The organism is Nocardioides sp. J54, from assembly GCF_000519005.1.
In the GTDB taxonomy this organism is placed as follows: domain Bacteria; phylum Actinomycetota; class Actinomycetes; order Propionibacteriales; family Nocardioidaceae; genus Nocardioides.
Genome location: NZ_JAER01000010.1, coordinates 12632 through 30967, shown reverse-complemented (window position 1 = coordinate 30967; position 18336 = coordinate 12632). Strand labels below are relative to the sequence as shown.

Sequence of the window (18336 nt, the reverse complement as noted above, 5' to 3'; positions counted from 1 at the left end):
AGGACTGACACATGACCACTGTGACCAACAAGGTCGACAACCCGATCGCGCACCTCACCCCCGAGGACATCGAGGCCATCGGCGCCGAGCTCGACGCCATCCGCCAGGAGGTGCTCGACGCCCGCGGCGAGAAGGACGCGGCGTACATCCGCAAGATGGTGGACGTCCAGCGCAAGCTCGAGCTCGGCTCCCGCGCCGTGCTGCTCGCCAGCGTCTTCCCGCCCGCGTGGGTGCTCGGCACCGCCGGCCTCGCGGTGGCCAAGATCCTCGAGAACATGGAGATCGGCCACAACGTCATGCACGGCCAGTGGGACTGGATGCGTGACCCGAAGATCCACTCGACCACGTGGGAGTGGGACAACGCCTCCACCGCCGACGGCTGGAAGCACTCGCACAACGAGGTCCACCACACCTACACGAACATCGTCGGCAAGGACAACGACCTCGGCTACGGCATCATGCGCGTCGACGAGGAGCAGCGCTGGTACCCCGCCTACCTCGCACAGCCGCTGTGGAACTTCATCAACGCCTGCTTCTTCGAGTACGGCATCGCGGCGTACGACCTCGAGCTGGGCCGCAACCTGCGCCTGCCGAAGGAGAAGCGCAGCGAGGAGTTCAAGCGGAACCTCAAGGCGACGCTGAAGAAGGTCCGCAAGCAGGCGACGAAGGACTACGTCGTCAACCCGGTCCTCGCCGCGCCGACCGGTTCGTTCCTGCCGGCCCTGGCCGCGAACTTCACCGCGAACCTGATCCGCAACCTGTGGTCGCACTCGGTCATCATGTGCGGCCACTTCCCCGAGGGCGTCGAGACCTTCGAGCTCAAGTCGATCCCCGAGAAGGAGACGCGGGGCGAGTGGTACCTGCGCCAGATGCTCGGCTCGGCGAACATCTCCGGCTCGAAGCTGATGCACATCATGACCGGCAACCTGTCGCACCAGATCGAGCACCACCTCTTCCCCGACCTGCCCAGCAGCCGGTACGCCGAGGTGGCGCCGAAGGTGAAGGCGCTGTTCGAGAAGTACGACCTCAACTACCACGAGGCGCCGCTGCCGCAGCAGGTCTACAGCGCCTGGCACCGGGTGGTCCGCCTGTCCTTCCCGAACGGGTGGCTCGCCACGACCAACGCGAAGAACCTGCCCAGCCAGCTCAAGCTGCTGTTCGCGATGGCCACCGCCGACAAGCGCAAGCGTCGCGTCATGCAGCGCCTGCTCGAGGGCGAGGCGCGCAAGCTGGCCCAGGCCGCCTGAGCGCACCCCACCAGACACCGGACGAGCCGCGGGCCTGAGCCCGCGGCTCGTGTGGCGTCCGGGGGACGGACACGGCGGGCCCGGGCCGACTGCGGGCGTCGGGACGACACGCAGGTTACCGGCCGGTAGCATGACGCCATGAGCACCGTGACCTGCACGATCACCGACGGCATCGCCCACGTCCGGCTGTCCCGGCCGGACAAGCTCAACGCGATCACCCTCGAGATGCTGGAGGAGCTCGTCGCGACCGCCCGGCGCCTGCGCAAGGACCGCACCCTGCGCGCCGTGGTCATCAGCGGCGACGGGGACGCCTTCTGCGCCGGCCTCGACTTCGCCTCGGTGCTGCGCAAGCCCAGCGGCATCGCGAAGGCGTTCGTCCCGAACCCGCTGCGTGGCACGAACCTCTTCCAGGAGGCGCCGTGGGCGTTCCGCCGGATCCCGGTGCCGGTCATCGCGGCCGTGCACGGGCACTGCCTCGGCGGCGGCCTCCAGATCGCTCTCGCGGCCGACTTCCGCGTCGCGACCCCCGACTCACGCTGGTCGGTGCTCGAGGGCAAGTGGGGCCTGATCCCGGACATGTCGGGGATCCAGGCCCTCAAGGAGCTGGTCGGCATCGATCAGGCCAAGCTCCTCACGATGACCGCCGACGTCTTCGACGGCACCCGCGCCCACGAGCTCGGCCTCGTGACCCGCGTCGACAACGACCCGCTCACCGGCGCGCTCCAGATCGCCAACGAGATCTCCCGCAAGTCGCCCGACGCCGTCGCCGCGGCCAAGCGCCTCTTCAACGACACCTGGACGGCCTCGCCCCGTCGTACGTTCGCCCGCGAGCGGGTCGAGCAGCTCTTCCTGCTGGCCGCCCGCAACACCCGGGCGGCCCGCGAGGCGGCGTTCAAGAAGGCCGAGGCGGTGTACGGCCCCCGCGGCCGCTGACGCCCGACCCGCCCTGCTCCGACGTCGTCCGGGAAATCCGCTGAGGATTTCTCGGACGATGTCGTATTCCGCCGATCTCCTACGTGGTCCTAGTGAGAGCCACCCGAGACCGCCGAAGGAGACAGGGCGATGTGGACCGACACCACCCAGCAGCAACACCTCAGCCACGACCTGCCGTGCCCCGCGTGCGGCCACGCCGTGCACACCTACCTGGCCTGCAGCGACAGCTGCGACTGCGCACCGACCGTCCTGCCGGGTGGCATGCCGGTCGCGGCCTGACATCCCCGGCCCCGTGACCGCGCGCCCGGGGACCCGCGACCGGGTGCCCCGGTCCCGTCGCGTCGGGATAGTCCCGGGCCAAAAGCACCCTGGACCGGCGTGTCGCGGTGCTTTTGACCCGGGACTACCGCGACGGCGTCCACCAGCTGTCCACAGGGCGCCGTACGGGCGCACGTCATCCACAGGCGTCGGGGCGGCCGACGGCCCGAGGAGGTGCGACCGAGGGTCAGAAGAGCATCGCGGAGCCGAGCACGGCGGCGACCAGGAGCAGCAGGACGAGGCCGGCCCAGATGCGGTTCTGGATGCGCCGCGGCATGGCCGGCGGTCCGGCCGGTGCCGAGTGGATGGCCTGCTGGTCGAAGAACGACATCGTCATTCCCTTTCGTCCCGAGATGACCACAGGCTAGGGCGTGCCGTTGCCCGGCCGACGATGCGTCCGGTCGTCGGGCGCGTCGCTACCCGGCCTCGCCGGCGGGCTCGCTGCGGCGCAGCACCGCGGCGAACACCGCGGCCCACGCCGCGAGCGAGTAGAGCATCCACAGCGCCGGCACCGTGAGGGCGTCGACGGCGGTGCGCCAGCCGCGCTGCCGCACCAGCAGCAGCCCGACCACCACGGTGATCGTGCCGACGACGAGCACCAGGCCACCGAGCGAGACCCAGACGACGTGGTTGACCAGGGTGTCCTCGGCGAGCGGGCTGCGTGCCATCACCACGACCGTGCCGCCGAGCACGACCGGGTAGCTGAGCAGCAGCGCGATCGCCGACAGCCGGGCGGCGATCGCGGAGGCGAACATGCGGGGACCGGCATTGCTGCCTCGCAGCAAGGCGTGCACCCGCGCGGCGACCTCGAGGACGTCGCGGGCGAAGGCCTCGGCCTGCTGGTCCCACCAGCTGCGGTTGAGCCGGATCGAGGCGTGCTGCGAGCTGGAGTCCAGCGTGCCGATCCGCGGGGGCCGCTCGGCCGTGCCCCGCTGGGCGGAGCCGGGCAGCAGGGCCGCGAAGCCGCCGTACCTGCGCAGCAGGCGCATGTTGCAGTGCACCTCGGTGACGTCGGTCGAGCCGTGCCCGGAGAGGCCGTTGAGCAGCACCGCCTCGTCGGCTGCGGCGATCCGCTCCAGCCCGATGGGCGACGGTCCCCCGCGGCGCGCCACCCGCAGGCCGAGGTAGGGCTGGGCCGGCCGGTCCTCGGCGAGCCGCGCGGCGAGGTCGGCCTCGAAGGTCGCGACCGCACGCCGCAGCTGGTCGGCGTCCGGGCGGTCGTCCTGCCGGAACGCGACGACGTAACGGCCCCGGGCGAGCGCGAGGGCGTGGTCGCAGGCGGGTACGACGTCCGCGAAGTCCTGCGACGGCACGCGGGCGACCCGCACCCAGCTGCGCGGGGCGCTCTCGCGCAGCGCCGCGATGGTCTCCTCGTCGTCGCGGTCGACGACGAGGATCGCGTCGGTGCGCTCGCGCGGGTAGTCGACGGCCTCGAAGTTCCGCAGCAGGCGCTCGAGGCCGGGCGCACCGCCGCCGAGCAGCAGGATGACGGAGTAGAGCGGCAGCGCGGCGTCGTCGATGCGCTCGTCCGGGACGTCCTGCGGGGCCTCGTCGGGCTCGGCGAGCAGCACGTAGCCGCTCAGCGCCTGGATGAGGCCGCCGACGAGGAAGAGCACCGACGCGACGAGGAGCGGCACCGCGAGGGCGCCGACGGGCAGCGTCAGGGCGCCCATCACGACGATCCCGGCGCTGACGACGGCGAGCCCGACGTGGATCGGGTGGACGTGGTGCGGCGAGGGCCGGCCGGCGACGTCCTGCCGTGCGACCCGCACGTCGAGCACCAGGCGGTCGAGGTCGTCGCGCGTGCAGGAGACGAACTCGACGTGGCGCGCGGGGAAGTACTCCAGCACCTCGGCGACGAGGTCCTCGGACGGCGGCACGGACGAGGCGACGACGAGGTCGCCGTCCGGGGTCAGCTCACAGGCGACCCAGCCGAGCTCGATGGTGCGCTCGACATCGACCTCGACCAGCAGCAGGGGCGGCGGCGGCTCGGCGACGAGGTCGCGCAGGTTCTCGCGCCAGGACCGCGTCAGCGCGTCGTAGAACGCCTCGGGCGTCAGCGCCCCGACCCGGACCAGGTGCTCACCGAGGTACCCGCCACTGCGGCGCTGCTGCTCGAGCGCCTGGGCAGCGTCGTCCTCGCCGACGAGCCCCTCGTCGACGAGCAATTGGACTATCCCCACCACTTCCTGGCCCCCCGAACCCCACGGCAGTCCGGCAGCCCCACGCTGGCCGTCCTGCACCGGGCAACAGGGTAGGAGATCCGTCCGACCCCACGAAGGGCGACGAAAATTCCTTTACCAAAAGCCGGGTTATGACGAGACGGTCCCGCGGCCCGGCCCGGAACCGCAGGAGAAGGTCCTGCCGCCGCCTGGTCCACCGCTTGGTCCCCCGCCCGGGCACCAGCGCCCGCCGGCGATCCTCAGGGGTACCGCAGGTCGACGGTCTCCTCGCTGATCTCCCACAGCCGCTGGGCGGCGCGCTCGTTGCGCGCCAGGCGGCTGCGGCCGACCGTGCGGGGACGTCCGGCCATCTCGCCCGGCCCGCCGGGGCCGACGTAGGTGTTCCCGGGCAGGTCGGCGGTGGCGGCCATCAGGGTGGGCCAGGCGCCGGCCGCCGCGGACTGCGAGACGGCGCGCACGCCGGCGTCCACGATGGACGCGACGCCGCCGGACGAGCGGCCGTACTGCCCGTTCGCGGCCAGGTGCGTGCCTGCGAAGCCCGGGTGGGCGGCCAGCGCCCGCACCGGCAGGTCGGCGGCCCGCAGCCGGCGCTCGAGCTCGGCGGTGAAGTAGAGGTTGGCCAGCTTCGTCTGCCCGTAGACCAGCCAGCGGTGGTAGCGGCCGAGCTGCTCGCGCGGGTCCCCCAGCGGCGCCTTGCCGGCCAGCGAGTGGAACCGCGACGACACCGTCACCACCCGGCCGTCGCCGCTCTCCACCAGCTGCGGCAGCAGCAAGCCGGTGAGCAGGAACGGCCCGAAGTGGTTGGTCGCCATCTGCAGCTCGAGGCCGTCGGCGGTGCGGGAGTACGGCGGCGCCATGACTCCTGCGTTGTTGACGAGCACGTCGATCGGCCCGATCTGCGCGGCCGCCTCCGCCGCGGCGCGCACCGAGGCGAGGCTGGCCAGGTCCAGGTGCAGGGCCTCCAGGGCGGCGTCGGGCACCTCGGCGCGGATCGTCGCGGCGGTCTCCTCGACCTTGGCCGGGTTGCGACCGGCGAGCACGACGCGCGCACCACGACGGGTGAGCTCGAGCGCGGTGTGGTGGCCGAGCCCGCCGACGGTCGGCCCGGTCACGACGACCGTGCGGCCGCTCTGGTCGGGAAGGTCGGCGACGTCCCACTTCTCGGGCATCAGGCTCCTCAGGGGGTGGTGGCCAGGTGGTCGACGATGCGCTGCCCGAGGTCGGCGTCGCCGCTGATCCGCACGGCGTCCGCCCCGGGCGTGCGGCGGCCACCGGCGAGGAGGATGAACGTCTCGCGGTCCATGTCCAGCCGCACCGCCGGCTCGTCCGGGACGGCTGGAAGCGGGCGTCCGCGACCGTCCTCGCCGACCTCGACCGCGACCGGGTCACTGCCCTCGACGACCAGCACGGCCGTCGTACCGGCCGGCGGGGAGACGCGCTTGCCGAGGACGTAGCCGAAGGTCTCGACGAGGTAGTCAGCGGTGTGCTGGGCGCCCGGGGTGTCGAGCCCGCCGGGCCGGCCGACCGCGCGGCGGATGTCCTGCTCGTGCATCCACACGTCGAGGGGACGGTTGCGCAGCAGCGTGCGCATGTTCCAGCCGATCGCGCCGAAGACACCGGGCGCCGGCGCGGCGCCGTCGGTGGGCGGGGCGGCGGTGAGCGCCGCGTGCCGCTCGGCCGTGCGCTGGCGGATCTCCTCGACGATCGCGGCCGGCTCGGTGTCGCGGCGGGTGACGACGCCGATCTCGGTGAACTGGCCCATCGGGCTGGTCACGTGCGGAGGGTCGCCGATGTCGGCCTCCTCGTGGGGGCCGCCGGCGAGCAGCGACTCGAGGTGCGCGGTGTGCGCGGCGATCGCCTTGACGTCCCACCCGGGCAGGTCGGTGGGCCGGGACCAGTCATCGGGACCGAGCTCGTCGAGGAGCCGGACGAAGTCCTGCACCGAGCTCCACCACGCGTCGACGTACCCCGCCAGCAGCTCCGCATCGCTCACGCGCCCGATGCTAGTGGGCCCAGCCTCGCGCGACGGGCGTCCCACGGTGCGGGCTCACCGGGCCGACACCCTGATCCGGTCGTGGCCGGGGGCGATCCGGTCGTAGCCGCTGCAGCGGAGCAGCTTGGTGGCGCCGTGGTTGATGGTGGCCCCGCTCGAGCAGGTCACCTCACCGACCTCCACGCCGGCCGCGGTGACGAACGCGAAGTCGAGGAAGACGTACTCCGGTGCTCCGTCCTCGCGGTCGTTGTGCCCCTCCAGGCCGGTGATCGTGTGCTGGTCGCGTGGATTCAGCTCGAGGCGCCAGCCGGGCTGGTACTCGATCCCGTCGATCTCGAAGCCCTCCCCCTCCCCGACCGTCAGGGGGTTGTCCCGCCCGCCGGGCCGCTCGGGGTCCCAGTCGGCGAGCGCGTCGCTGATGTTCTCGCCGATGTCCCTGCCGATGACCACGAGCGCGGTGATGACACCGGCGCACAGGAGCAGCACGACGATCGCGACGCCGCCGACGGCCAGGGCGATCGTCCGACCGCTCCCGCTGGACGGCGGCGGGGCGGCCCACGGCTGGTGCGGGTGCGGCTGCGGGGGCGGCTCCGGGTACGGCGGCTGCGTCACGCCACGCCTCCTACCCCGCTGCGCACCTGACCAGTCACGGTCGCGCGAGAACGACGACGGCCGCCCCGGGTGAGCGGGGCGGCCGTCGTACGAGCGGGGCGTCAGCGGATCAGAACGCCGCCTCGTCGAGCTCCATGACGTCCAGGCTGGCGTCCTGGGCGATCTTCAGCTCGGCCGAGATCCGCGGCAGGTTGAGCTGTGCGAACCACTGGGCGGCGGCGACCTTGCCCTCGTAGAAGGCCTTGTCGGCGGTGTCGCCGGAGAGCTTCTCGAGCGCGACCTCGGCGCCACGGAGCAGCAGCCAGGCGCAGACCACGTCACCAAGCGCCATCAGCAGGCGGGTGGTGTTGAGGCCGACCTTGTAGATGTTCTTGATCTCGTCCTGGGCGGACATGAGGTCGTTGATCATCAGGCCGACCATCGCCTCGGCGTCGGCGAGGGCGGTCGCGAGCAGCTCGCGCTCGTTCTTGAGCCGGCCGTTGCCCGCACCGGACTCGATGAACGCCTTGATCTCGCCGGCGAGGTGGCCCAGCGCCTTGCCCTGGTCCTTGACGATCTTGCGGAAGAAGAAGTCCTGGCCCTGGATCGCGGTGGTGCCCTCGTATAGGGTGTCGATCTTGGCGTCGCGGACGTACTGCTCGATCGGGTACTCCTGCAGGAAGCCCGAGCCACCGAAGGTCTGCAGCGACTCGGTGCCCAGCAGCACCCACGACCGCTCCGAGCCGTAGCCCTTGACGATCGGGAGGAGCAGGTCGTTGACGGCCTCGGCCAGCTCGTCCTTCTCGCCGGCGGCCTTCGCGATCTGGACCTTGTCCTGCCACGTGGAGGTGTAGACGACCAGCGAGCGCATCGCCTCGGCGAACGACTTCTGGGTCATCAGCGAGCGGCGCACGTCGGGGTGGTGCGTGATGGTGACGCGCGGCGCGGTCTTGTCCGACGCCTGGGTCAGGTCGGCGCCCTGGACCCGCTCCTTGGCGTACTCGAGCGCGTTGAGGTAGCCGGTCGAGAGGGTCGCGATGGCCTTCGTGCCGACCATCATGCGGGCGTTCTCGATGACGTCGAACATCTGGCGGATGCCGTCGTGGACCTCGCCGAGGAGCCAGCCGCGGGCCGGCTCGCCGCCACCGACCTGCGGGTCGCCGAAGGTGACCTCGCAGGTGTTGGAGATCTTGAGGCCCATCTTGTGCTCGACGTTGGTGACGTAGACGCCGTTGCGCTCGCCGGTCAGCTCACCGGACTCGACGTCGAAGTGGTACTTCGGGACGAGGAAGAGCGAGAGGCCCTTGGTGCCCGGGCCGCCGACGCCCTCGACGCCCTTCGGGCGGGCGAGGACGAGGTGGACGATGTTCTCCTGCAGGTCCGACTCGGCGCTGGTGATGAAGCGCTTGACGCCGGAGATGTTCCAGGTGCCGTCCTCGTTCGGGGTGGCGAAGGTCTTGCCCGCACCCACGTCGGAGCCCGCGTCGGGCTCGGTGAGGACCATGGTGGCGCCCCACTGGCGCTCGACCATGTGCTTGGCGATCTTGATGTCGCGCTCGACGCCGTTGGCGTTCTTGAACACGACCGAGCCCATGAACGGGCCGGTGCAGTACATCCAGATCGGGGCGTGCGCGCCGAGGATCATCTCGCCGGTGGTCCACACCAGCGACGGCGGAGCGGTGGTGCCGCCGATCTCCTCCGGGACGCCGAGGCTCCAGAAGCCGGCCTCCATCCAGGTGTCGTACGACTTCTTGAACGACGCCGGGACGGGCGCGGTGTTGGTCGCGGGGTCGAACACCGGCGGGTTCCGGTCGGCGTCGACGAAGGAGGCCGCGAGGTCCTCGCGGGCGATCCGCTCGACCTCGGCGAGGATGTCGCGCGCGGTGTCGGCGTCCATCTCCTCGTAGATGCCGGTGCCGAGGTACTCCTGCACGTTGAAGAGCTCGAAGAGGTTGAACTCGATGTCGCGCAGGTTGCTCTTGTAGTGGCTCACTGTTCCCACCGTTCCAGGTTCGACAGAACTTGATCTGTTAGCTGCGATCTGTTGGCTGCTACTCGCCAGTAACTTACATGATACGGGGGGTGCTAACAGGCGGCAAGCAGATGCCGGGAACGAATGGCTCACACGGCTGCGCCGTACGCCGTCGGGCACCGGCTCCGCCCGGCCCGGACCTGCCGCGGCCTGCAAACGCCAGCGGAACGACTTGGTCGAGCGATTCGATCGACCTATCTGAGAGACTGGCCCCATGCGCGTCTCCGCCAAGTCCGACTACGCACTGCGCGCCCTCATCGCGATGACCGGGCGCTCCGACGGCCGCGCCATCAGCGCCGAGGAGCTCGGCCGCCTCCAGGACATCCCGCACGGCTTCCTCCAGGCGATCCTCGCCGACCTCCGCCGCGCCGGGATCGTGATGTCGCAGCGCGGCCAGTCCGGCGGCTGGCGCATGGCCCGCACCGCGGACAGCGTCTCCGTCGCCGACGTGATCCGCGCCGTCGACGGCCCCCTCGTCTCCGTCTACGGCCTCCGCCCCGAGGCGGTCAACTACAACGACGACGCCGAGGTCCTCCAGCACGTCTGGATCGCCGCCCGCCGCGCCCTGCGCGAGGTCTTCGAGGACGTCAGCATCCAGCAGCTCGCCGACGGCCAGCTCCCCGAGACCGTCACCAGCCGTACGGCGGACGAGGACGCCTGGGCCCCGCACTAGCCCGGATTGCGCGAGCGCGTCGCCTGTCGTGCTCGCCGCACGGACCTCGCTGGCGCTCGGCCCGCGGGCGTCGCACGACGCGCCTTCGGCGCGGGCGCCGCGCTGCCGCGCCGCGGTTGCCTCCGGCGGATGGCTGGGTTGGTCTGGCGGCAAGACGGGCGTAGGTGGCCCGAGCGTGACTCCCGGGCAGGGCCGCCGTCATAAGTGGTCCGAGTGTGACTCCCGGGAAGGGCCGCCGGCGGAGGTGGTCCGAGTGTGACTCCCGGTGGTTGAGGTGCGAGGCGCCCCGGCGCCGAGCCTCGAAACCTCCGGGCCCTTCTGCCGGCCTCGACCGGCGACAGTCCGCCGGCGAGGCCCGAGTGGGCGGTACTTGTTGGCCGCCTCTGGGACTTGTTGGCCGCTGCAGCAGCCACCAACCTCGGGAATCGCCGCCCAGGCGGTGATTCCCGGCCGCAGGAACGGTCAGAGCAGCCACCCGGGACCCGGTCACGACTTCGGGCCCACCCCTCAGCCCCCGCCCCCATCCTCCGATCGGACAGCCAACGGCCACGGTCCCCCGCGGGACCACCGGCGCAGGATGCGCGGGGGCCACGTCGCCAGGGAGGGTGACACCGTGGCACTGCTGCGCCGTGCGCTCGTCGCGGTCGCGCTGGGACTCGCGTTCGGCGTGCCGTCCGCCTTCACCCGCTTCTCCGACGCGCCCGTGCAGCAGGCGTGCCCCTCCGCCGGCGACATGACGATCTCCGCTGGTTGCAGGCACCACTGACCACGCCGCAGACCCGGACCTAGAACATGTTCTAGATTCGTCCTACGCTGGCGCCCATGATCACCTCCGACGCCATCGTCTGGAACGCGCCGAACGACCCGCACCCCGCCCGTACGGCCTCGCAGCGCTCGTACTCGGCCGTGGCCAAGGGCGACCTCGCCGAGTGGCTGACCGTGTACGCCGAGGACGCGGTCCTCGAGGACCCGGTCGGTCCGTCGATGTTCGACCCCGAGGGCAAGGGCCACCACGGGCACGAGGGCATCTCGGCGTTCTGGGAGAAGGCGATCGCCCCCATCGCGACGTTCGAGTTCCAGATCAACGACTCGTTCGCCAACCCGGGCAGCAACACGTGCGCCAACATCGGCCGGATCAAGACGTCCTTCCCGGACGGCTCGCACACGACGACCGACCTGATCATGGTCTACGTCGTGGACGACGAGGGCCGCGTGACGTCGATGAAGGCGTACTGGGAGCCGGATCGCACGATGGCGAGCTTCACCGCCGCAGGCTGAAAATCGGTGGCGCGGGTTCGTACAGTGGATGCACGTGAGCCCCCTGACTGAGCAACAGATCCGCGCCTCCTTCATCAACTGCTCGAAGGGTGAGGCCAAGCGGTTGAACGTCCCCCGCGAGCTGGCGGCCCAGCCGTGGGACGACCTCGACTTCCTGGGCTGGCGCGACCCGCAGTCGCGCACCCGCGCCTACCTCGTCGCCGAGGTGGACGGCGCCCCGGTCGGCGTGGTGCTGCGCGCGACCGACAACGCGGGCGGGGTGCCGCGCAAGAACCTCTGCACCCTGTGCCTCACCCCGCACTCCGCCGGCGGCGTCGCCCTGCTGGTGGCGTCCCGGGCCGGCAAGGCCGGGGCGAACGGCGACTCCGTCGGCACCTACGTGTGCGCCGACCTGCAGTGCTCTCTCTACACCCGCGGCAAGAAGGTCAGCGACCAGGGCAAGCTCCCGGAGTCGCTGACGCAGGAGCAGAAGGTGGCGCGGCTCAACGAGAACCTCGCGACCTTCCTGCGTCGCGTCGGCTGAGCCCGGTCCCGTCCGGGTCAGGACGTCGCGGCCTCGATCCAGTTGACCAGCGGGCGCAGCCGGCGCCAGTCCTCGCGGACCCGGTCGAGCAGCTCGGCGGTGTGCACGAACGGCTCGAAGCCGTAGGAACGCATCCCGAGCACGGTCTTCATCCGCAGCAGGTCGATGCGCGGGTGATTCTTCTCGTAGCCGCGCGGCGCGGTCTTCAGCCGCTCCCCCGCGACCTCGAAGCCGCCCTTCTCCAGGTCGCGCAGGATGCGCTGCAGCCGCTTGCCGGCCTTGTCGTCGGCCATCGCCTCGCGCAGCGCAGCGAGCCGCTCGCCGCTGGCCTCGTAGATGCCGCCACCGACCCGCACCCCCGGCGCCGCCACCTCGACGTACCACCCGGTCGCCGGCGCGACTCCGACGAACGCGCCCTGGTGGGTCTTGTACGGCGTCTTGTCCTTCGCGAAGCGCACGTCACGGTAGGGCCGGAACACCTTCGCCGGCCCGAACTCCTGCGCCAGGGCCTCGGTCAGCGCCTCCATCGGCGCCCGCACCTGCTCGGCGTACACCTGCTTGTGTGCCTCCCAGAACGACTTCGTGTTGACGACCTCGAGGTCGTCGTAGAAGTCGAGGGCGGCGACGGGGAAACCGGTGAACTCCACGTCGAGAGGGTACGGCGGCGGCCGCTACGCTCCGCAGGGAGACCGACGAGGGAGGAACCATGCCCACGACCCGCTGGAACGAACTCGACCCGAGCACCCGCAAGGCGATCATGGTCGCCGGCGCCGTGGACGGCGTCCTGCGCACCCTCGCCCTGCGCGACCTCAAGCGTCGTACGCCGGCCCAGGTGCGCGGCTCCCGCAAGGCCTGGGGCGTCGCCCTCTCGCTGGTCAGCTCCGGCGGGATCCTGCCGGTGGTCTACTTCGTGAAGGGTCGGCGCTCGGCCTGATCTCGCTCGGGGCTGGTCGCGCGGGGTCGGTCCCGCGGGGTGACTCAGGTCTGCTGCGGCACCTGGCTCTGCTTCGTGGTGGTTCTCGGCGGCCGCGCACCGTAGCCGTCCGTCCCCCGCCGTCAAGGACGTCGCTCCGCTCCGCCGCTACGCGGTCGCTTCGCGATCCTTGACCCCGGGGCCCTGACGGACGGCTGGCGGCGCGCTTGCCGGCACGGACTGCGTCCGCGCCGCGCTGCGCGGCCACCGATTGGTCACCAACGGCAGGGAATCCGCCTCGGACCGTGCAGTTCCTGCCCGATCGAGGCGAGTCTCCCGGTGGTTGAGGTGCGACGAGCGCCAGCGAGGAGCCTCGAAACCACCGGACCTGCCGAGCGGACTGTGGCGGGCACAGTCCGCCCGCATCGCCCGGAGGTTTCGAGGCTCGGCGCCGGGGCGCCTCGCACCTCAACCACCGGGAGCAACGCTCGCGCCACCGGCAGGCACGCTCGGGCCACCTACACCCGCCTTGCCCACCGGCAGCCACGCTCGGACCCCTACGGCCGTCTTGCCGCCAGACCAAACCAGCCATCTGCCGGAGGCAACCGCGGCGCGGCAGCGCGGCGCCCCGCGGCGAAGCCGCGTCGGGGGCAAGCGTGGGCCGAGCGGAGCGAGCGCCTGCGCGCCGCCCTCGACAGGGCGACGCGCTCGCGCCCGAACCAACGCTGTCGGCTTGCCGCCAGGCCAACCCAGCCATCCACCGAAGGCAACCGCGGCGCGGCAGCGCGGCGCCCCGCGGCGAAGCCGCGTCGGGGGCAAGCGTGGGCCGAGCGGAGCGAGTGCCTGCGCGCAGCCCTCGACAGGGCGACGCGCTCGCGCCCGAACCAACGCTGTCGGCTTGCCGCCAGGCCAACCCAGCCATCTGCCGGAGGCAACCGCGGCGCGGCAGCGCGGCGGGAGCGAAGCGACTGCAGCTTGCTGCCGCCGCCGGAGCGGAGACGCGTCTCGCGCCATTCAATACGAGCGGATGACGAGGTTCGAACTCGCGACATTCAGCTTGGGAAGCTGACGCTCTACCAACTGAGCTACATCCGCCTGCACGGGTTCCCCCGTGCGATCGAGGATGTTACCCGATGGGCTCGAGGGCCGGGCGCTTCGGCTCCACCCCGTCGCCGGAGGAACGGCCGGTGATGCGGCGATGGACCCAGGGGGCGAGGTGGCTGCGGGCCCAGGCGAGGTCGGCGGCGCGGCGCTCGCGCGGGGTGAGGACGGGGACCTCGACGGGCGGGAGGGGCTGGAGGTCGTGCCGGAGGCCGAGGGCGTCGGCGACCGCGATGGCGATGGCCTGGTGGCCGACGGCGTTGAGGTGGAGGCGGTCCTCGTCCATGACCTCCTCGACGGTCCAGCCGCGCATGCGCCACATGTCGACGAGGGTGGCGCCGTGCTTCTCCGCGATCTCGCGGGCCCACTCGTTGAAGATGGCGGTGCGGCCGCGGATCATCTTCATGACGCCGGAGTTGCCCGTGTCGGCGATGGTGAACATGACGACGTGGGCGCCGCTGGCGGTCAGGCGGCCGATGGCGTCGTCGTACGACGCAGCGAGGACGTCGAGGTCGACCTTGGGGCGGAGCACGTCGTTGCCGCCGCCGTGGATGCTGACCAGGTCGGGCTTCAGGGCGAGGGCGGGCTCGACCTGCTCCTCGAGGATGGCGGGGAGCTTGCGCCCGCGGATGGCGAGGTTGGCGTAGCCGAAGTCGCGGCCGGCCGCGGCCGCGTCGGCGGCCAGGGCTTCGGCGAACCGGTCCGCCCAGCCGCGCCAGCCGTTGGGGCGCTCCGGGTCCGGGTCACCGACGCCTTCGGTGAAGGAGTCTCCGAGTGCGACGTACTTGCTGAAGCTCACGCGCATATTGTGCGCCCGTGATCCGGCCCACGCGGTGCCGGGCGGCGCCGGGGCGGCTAGGGTGCCGAGCGTGCTGCTCAGCGACCGCGACATCACCGCCGAGATCGACGCCGGCCGGATCGGCCTCGACCCCTACGACCCGGGCCTGATGCAGCCGTCCTCGGTGGACTTCCGGCTCGACCGGTTCTTCCGGGTCTTCGACAACCACAAGTACCCCTCGATCGACCCGGCGGCGGACCAGTCGGACCTGACCCGGGTGGTGGAGCCGGAGGGTGACGAGCCGTTCATCCTGCACCCGGGCGAGTTCGTGCTCGGGTCGACGTACGAGGTCGTCACGCTGCCCGACGACATCGCGGCGCGCGTCGAGGGCAAGTCGTCGCTGGGGCGGCTGGGCCTGCTGACGCACGCGACCGCCGGCTTCGTGGACCCGGGCTTCTCCGGACACGTGACCCTGGAGCTGGCGAACGTGGCGACGCTGCCGATCAAGCTCTACCCGGGGATGAAGATCGGGCAGTTCTGCTTCTTCCGGCTGTCCTCGCCGAGCGAGCACCCGTACGGCTCGGAGAAGTACGGCTCGCGCTACCAGGGCCAGCGTGGCCCGACGCCGTCGCGCTCGTTCCAGAACTTCCACCGCACGCAGATCTGACCCGGCCGCCCGATCGGGCCCGGGAGTGTGCCGATGGGGCGACGTCAAGAAGTTAGGTTAGCCTTGCTTCCATGACCGCCGAGGAGAGCACGTACGTCGCCACCCTGCCGCTGGTCCTCGCCGAGCTCGAGGTGGCGCGGGTCGAGCGGGTCTCCCCGTCATTCGTGCGGATCGAGCTGGCCGGCGACGAGCTCGCCGAGTTCGGGACCCCGGGTCCGGTGTTCGACCAGCGGATCAAGCTGATCTTCCCCAACGCGGCCGGCACGCTACCGTCCTTCGCCGCGATGGACGACAGCTGGTGGACCACGTGGATCGAGATCCCCGAGGACGAGCGCGGCTCGATGCGGACCTACACCGTGCGCGACGTCGTCGGCGAGGGCACCGACACCCGCCTGGTCGTCGACATCGTCGTCCACGAGGCGCACGAGGACGACCCGTTGGACGGCGCGGGCAACCGCTGGGCACTGCAGGCGCAGGCCGGCCAGCGACTCGTCGTGCTGGCCCCCCGCAAGGGCCACGAGTTCGGCGGCATCGAGTGGTCGCCGGGCAACGCGACCCGGCTGCTGCTCGTCGGAGACGAGACCGCCGTGCCGGCGATCCGTGGCATCCTGCGCGACCTCCCGTCCGACGCCCGCGGAGCGGCCTTCCTCGAGGTGCCGGTCGACGCCGACGTGCTCGACGACGTCGCCGCCCCGGCGGGTGTCTCGGTGACCTGGCTGCCCCGCAACGGCGGCGCCCGCGGGGAGGACCTGCACGCCGCCGTGCTCGCCCACCTCACCGGCACCGCACCTGCCGAGCCGATCGCGGTCGACGAGGAGGAGGTCGACCCCGACCTGTGGGAGACCCCCGTCTACTCGTCCTCGGGCGAGCAGGTGGTCGAGGCGACCGCCGTACCCACCGACGACTCCCCCTTCGCCGGGCTCTACGCCTGGATCGCCGGCGAGTCGAAGGTCGTGACCGGCCTGCGCCGCAAGCTCGTCAAGGACCTCGGCCTCGACCGCGGCCAGGTCGCGTTCATGGGCTACTGGCGCGAGGGCGTCTCCATGCGCTCCTGACCCGGGGACCGACCCGGCCGTGCGTCAGCGACGCACGGCCAGCGTGATCGACGACGGGTACGACGGACCGGTGCGCACCGTCACCGGCACGAGCTGTCCGAGCAGGCTGGTCAGCGGGGACAGCAGGTGCGGGACGTCGAAGGCCTGCACCGCGATCCGCAGCTTGTGGCCGCGCTTGACGACGGCGCCGGTCGGGAAGACCTCGACGTCGACCGCGGCGACCTTGCCGCCCGGCAGGTTCTTCTGCGTGGCCTTCGTGAACGGGTGCCAGGCCTGCAGCAGCTTGCCGTCGAGGTAGCGCGACCTCTTCTTGTCCAGGGTGCGGTGGGAGATGACCTGCCAGCCACCGGTGAGACGCGTGACCTTGCCGTTGGGAGCGACGTCCTCGATCGCGACCGACAGCATGCCGTCGCCGGTCGGCGAGGAGACGAAGAGACGCGCGTTGACCGGGCCCTGGAAGCGGATCGGCCTCGCGAGCGGGGCAGTGTCGAAGGTCAGCCCACCGAGGTCGTTGAGGCGATTGTCGGTGAAGCAGGGCAGGTCCTTCAGCAGCGCGGCCGGCAGGCCGGCGGTCCACTGGTTGGCCGAGCGCGTGCAGAGGCCGGTGACCGGCACGGGCGGGACGATCGAGGACCCGGCGGCGGGCTTGCCCCCGACGAGGCGACCGGCCTTGCCGCCGACGGCAGAGGTGCCGGACAGCTTGAGCACGCGGGCGGAAAGGTCGGAGGCGATCCAGCGCGGCTTCTTCACCCAGCGCCCCGAGCCCTGCTCGTAGTAGGTGAGCGGCGCGATCGTGCCGAGCTTGCCGTCGCGGCCCTTGATCCAGTGGTCGAACCAGCGCAGCTGGAGCTCGGCCAGGCTGCCGTAGCCGGCCCGGCCGACCTCCGCGCCCGAGGAGCCCTGCAGGTGGTCCCACGGGCCGAAGATCATCTTCACCGGCACCTTGTTGCGCTGCAGGCGCTCGAAGACGAGCGGGGTGCCGCGCTGGAAGAGGTCGAACTCGCCGCCGACGAGGAAGGTCGGCACCTTCACCTTGTCGATGGTCGTGATCGGCGAGCGCTCGCGGTAGAACGGGCCGTCGTACGCCGGCTCGCCGCCGAGCACGGCCTGCAGCATCAGCGGCAGGGTGAACCCGAGGGCGCCCTGCAGGTGGTCGGTGAGCGCCTTGAAGCCGGCGACCGGCTCCTGCAGGCCGTAGGCCGGCGGGATCACACCGGTCGCGGTGACCAGGCCCATCCAGAGCGGGATGAAGCCGACGTCGATCTGGCCACCCGAGGCGACGACGTCGCGGTAGACGTCGGCGGCGGGGACCTGCGGGAAGATCGCCTTGAGGCCCTTCGGCTGGCGGGCGGCGGCGAAGAGCTGCGAGATGCCCATGTACGACGCCCCGGTCATGCCGACCTTGCCGTTGCTCCACGGCTGCTTCGCCGCCCACGCCACGACCGCCGCGGCGTCCTTGCCCTCGCGGGCGCTGAACGCCGCCCAGGTGCCCTCCGAGGAGCCGGTGCCGCGGGCGTCGACGGTCAGCTGGGCGTAGCCGCGCTTGACCAGGTAGGCGGGGTCGGCGCCGGCGAGCACCGCTCCCCCGCCGGCGGCGAGGACGGTCTTGTTGTAGGCGGTGATCGTGATGATCACCGGCAGCCGGGTGCCCACCGGGGTGCCGGCGGCGGTGGCCGGGCGGACCAGGTCGGCGCGCAGCTCGACGCCGTCGTCCATCCGGATGACGAGGTCGCGGGTGGTGTGCGTGGCGCGGTACTGCTCGGCGCGCGGCTTCCACGCCGTCGTGGCCGCCTTCACCGGCGCTCCGGTCGCCGCGGCCGCAGGGGTGGCCGCGGCCGTCGCAGCGGTCGGTGCCGGTGCGGCGGCGGCCGGCCCGCTCGCGGGCGCGAGGGTGGTGGCGGCGACGGCGGCCGCGACCAGGGCGGCGGCGCGGCGGGGCAGGCGGACGTGCATGTGGATCTCCCTCTCCTCCGGGCCCTCCCGGGCCCGGGGGAGCAACGAGCCGCCCGGCCCGTGCGTCACGCCCGAGACCGGAACCGGTTCCACCCGGG

19 protein-coding genes and 1 tRNA gene are annotated in these 18336 nt (G+C 71.9%); 10 read left to right on the top strand and 10 right to left on the bottom strand.

Annotation, left to right across the window (positions count from 1 at the left end; all coding sequences use genetic code 11):
- Window positions 1–11 precede the first annotated feature (11 nt).
- The 3 genes from NOCJ54_RS0109200 (at window position 12) to NOCJ54_RS29840 (ending at window position 2459) form a co-directional block, all read left to right on the top strand.
- A complete protein-coding gene (locus NOCJ54_RS0109200; RefSeq protein ID WP_028655266.1) occupies window positions 12–1247 on the top strand; it encodes a fatty acid desaturase family protein in 1236 nt (411 codons plus the stop codon).
- Window positions 1248–1385: 138 nt separating this feature from the next.
- Window positions 1386–2180: a crotonase/enoyl-CoA hydratase family protein gene (locus NOCJ54_RS0109195; protein ID WP_028655265.1), complete on the top strand. Its 795-nt coding sequence runs from the start codon at window positions 1386–1388 to the stop codon at window positions 2178–2180.
- A 129-nt stretch (window positions 2181–2309) separates the two neighbouring features.
- A complete protein-coding gene (locus NOCJ54_RS29840) occupies window positions 2310–2459 on the top strand; it encodes a hypothetical protein (RefSeq protein ID WP_198020168.1) in 150 nt (49 codons plus the stop codon).
- A 226-nt stretch (window positions 2460–2685) separates the two neighbouring features.
- Here the strand turns inward: NOCJ54_RS29840 and NOCJ54_RS29405 are convergent, their stop codons facing one another.
- The 6 genes from NOCJ54_RS29405 to NOCJ54_RS0109160 form a co-directional block, all read right to left on the bottom strand.
- Window positions 2686–2829, bottom strand: a complete 144-nt coding sequence (locus NOCJ54_RS29405) for a hypothetical protein (RefSeq protein WP_157514842.1) — start codon at window positions 2827–2829, stop codon at window positions 2686–2688.
- 85 nt (window positions 2830–2914) lie between these two features.
- The gene (locus NOCJ54_RS0109180; RefSeq protein ID WP_028655264.1) at window positions 2915–4666 is read right to left on the bottom strand and encodes a hypothetical protein; all 1752 of its coding nucleotides are present in this window, start codon (window positions 4664–4666) and stop codon (window positions 2915–2917) included.
- A gap of 254 nt (window positions 4667–4920) precedes the next feature.
- Window positions 4921–5850 (bottom strand): oxidoreductase, encoded by a 930-nt coding sequence (locus NOCJ54_RS0109175; RefSeq protein WP_028655263.1) that lies wholly within the window; start codon window positions 5848–5850, stop codon window positions 4921–4923.
- An 8-nt stretch (window positions 5851–5858) separates the two neighbouring features.
- Complete coding sequence (locus NOCJ54_RS0109170; protein WP_028655262.1) at window positions 5859–6674, bottom strand: maleylpyruvate isomerase family mycothiol-dependent enzyme; 816 nt, start codon at window positions 6672–6674, stop codon at window positions 5859–5861.
- Between the two features lie 54 nt (window positions 6675–6728).
- Window positions 6729–7286 (bottom strand): hypothetical protein, encoded by a 558-nt coding sequence (locus tag NOCJ54_RS0109165; RefSeq protein ID WP_028655261.1) that lies wholly within the window; start codon window positions 7284–7286, stop codon window positions 6729–6731.
- Window positions 7287–7395: 109 nt separating this feature from the next.
- Entirely contained in the window at window positions 7396–9258 is a 1863-nt protein-coding gene (locus NOCJ54_RS0109160) for an acyl-CoA dehydrogenase (RefSeq protein WP_028655260.1), read from the bottom strand.
- 253 nt (window positions 9259–9511) lie between these two features.
- Here NOCJ54_RS0109160 and NOCJ54_RS0109155 point away from each other — a divergent pair, with 253 nt between their 5' ends.
- The 4 genes from NOCJ54_RS0109155 to NOCJ54_RS0109140 all read left to right on the top strand — a co-directional run bounded on the left by NOCJ54_RS0109155 (window position 9512) and on the right by NOCJ54_RS0109140 (window position 11771).
- On the top strand, window positions 9512–9970 hold the full coding sequence (locus tag NOCJ54_RS0109155) for an RrF2 family transcriptional regulator (protein WP_028655259.1): 459 nt from the start codon (window positions 9512–9514) through the stop codon (window positions 9968–9970).
- Window positions 9971–10583: 613 nt separating this feature from the next.
- A complete protein-coding gene (locus NOCJ54_RS0109150) occupies window positions 10584–10736 on the top strand; it encodes a hypothetical protein (protein WP_157514841.1) in 153 nt (50 codons plus the stop codon).
- A gap of 56 nt (window positions 10737–10792) precedes the next feature.
- Window positions 10793–11248, top strand: a complete 456-nt coding sequence (locus NOCJ54_RS0109145; RefSeq protein WP_028655257.1) for a nuclear transport factor 2 family protein — start codon at window positions 10793–10795, stop codon at window positions 11246–11248.
- Between the two features lie 28 nt (window positions 11249–11276).
- Complete coding sequence (locus NOCJ54_RS0109140) at window positions 11277–11771, top strand: FBP domain-containing protein (RefSeq protein ID WP_222430663.1); 495 nt, start codon at window positions 11277–11279, stop codon at window positions 11769–11771.
- Between the two features lie 17 nt (window positions 11772–11788).
- On the opposite strand, the gene NOCJ54_RS0109135 is transcribed toward NOCJ54_RS0109140, so the two are convergent.
- Complete coding sequence (locus tag NOCJ54_RS0109135; RefSeq protein WP_028655255.1) at window positions 11789–12418, bottom strand: DUF2461 domain-containing protein; 630 nt, start codon at window positions 12416–12418, stop codon at window positions 11789–11791.
- A 59-nt stretch (window positions 12419–12477) separates the two neighbouring features.
- Here NOCJ54_RS0109135 and NOCJ54_RS0109130 point away from each other — a divergent pair, with 59 nt between their 5' ends.
- Window positions 12478–12705 (top strand): hypothetical protein, encoded by a 228-nt coding sequence (locus NOCJ54_RS0109130; RefSeq protein ID WP_028655254.1) that lies wholly within the window; start codon window positions 12478–12480, stop codon window positions 12703–12705.
- 1001 nt (window positions 12706–13706) lie between these two features.
- Here the strand turns inward: NOCJ54_RS0109130 and NOCJ54_RS0109125 are convergent.
- Together NOCJ54_RS0109125 and NOCJ54_RS0109120 are read right to left on the bottom strand one after the other, a co-directional pair.
- Window positions 13707–13779: transfer RNA gene (locus NOCJ54_RS0109125), tRNA-Gly, on the bottom strand.
- Window positions 13780–13810: 31 nt separating this feature from the next.
- Window positions 13811–14584: an SGNH/GDSL hydrolase family protein gene (locus tag NOCJ54_RS0109120; RefSeq protein WP_028655253.1), complete on the bottom strand. Its 774-nt coding sequence runs from the start codon at window positions 14582–14584 to the stop codon at window positions 13811–13813.
- A gap of 70 nt (window positions 14585–14654) precedes the next feature.
- Here NOCJ54_RS0109120 and dcd point away from each other — a divergent pair, with 70 nt between their 5' ends.
- Both dcd and NOCJ54_RS0109110 read left to right on the top strand, forming a co-directional pair.
- Entirely contained in the window at window positions 14655–15230 is a 576-nt protein-coding gene (dcd, locus tag NOCJ54_RS0109115) for a dCTP deaminase (RefSeq protein ID WP_028655252.1), read from the top strand.
- A 71-nt stretch (window positions 15231–15301) separates the two neighbouring features.
- Entirely contained in the window at window positions 15302–16285 is a 984-nt protein-coding gene (locus NOCJ54_RS0109110) for a siderophore-interacting protein (protein WP_051485656.1), read from the top strand.
- Between the two features lie 24 nt (window positions 16286–16309).
- Here NOCJ54_RS0109110 and NOCJ54_RS24810 read toward each other — a convergent pair whose 3' ends face one another.
- Complete coding sequence (locus tag NOCJ54_RS24810) at window positions 16310–18307, bottom strand: CocE/NonD family hydrolase (RefSeq protein WP_157514840.1); 1998 nt, start codon at window positions 18305–18307, stop codon at window positions 16310–16312.
- Window positions 18308–18336: the final 29 nt, after the last annotated feature.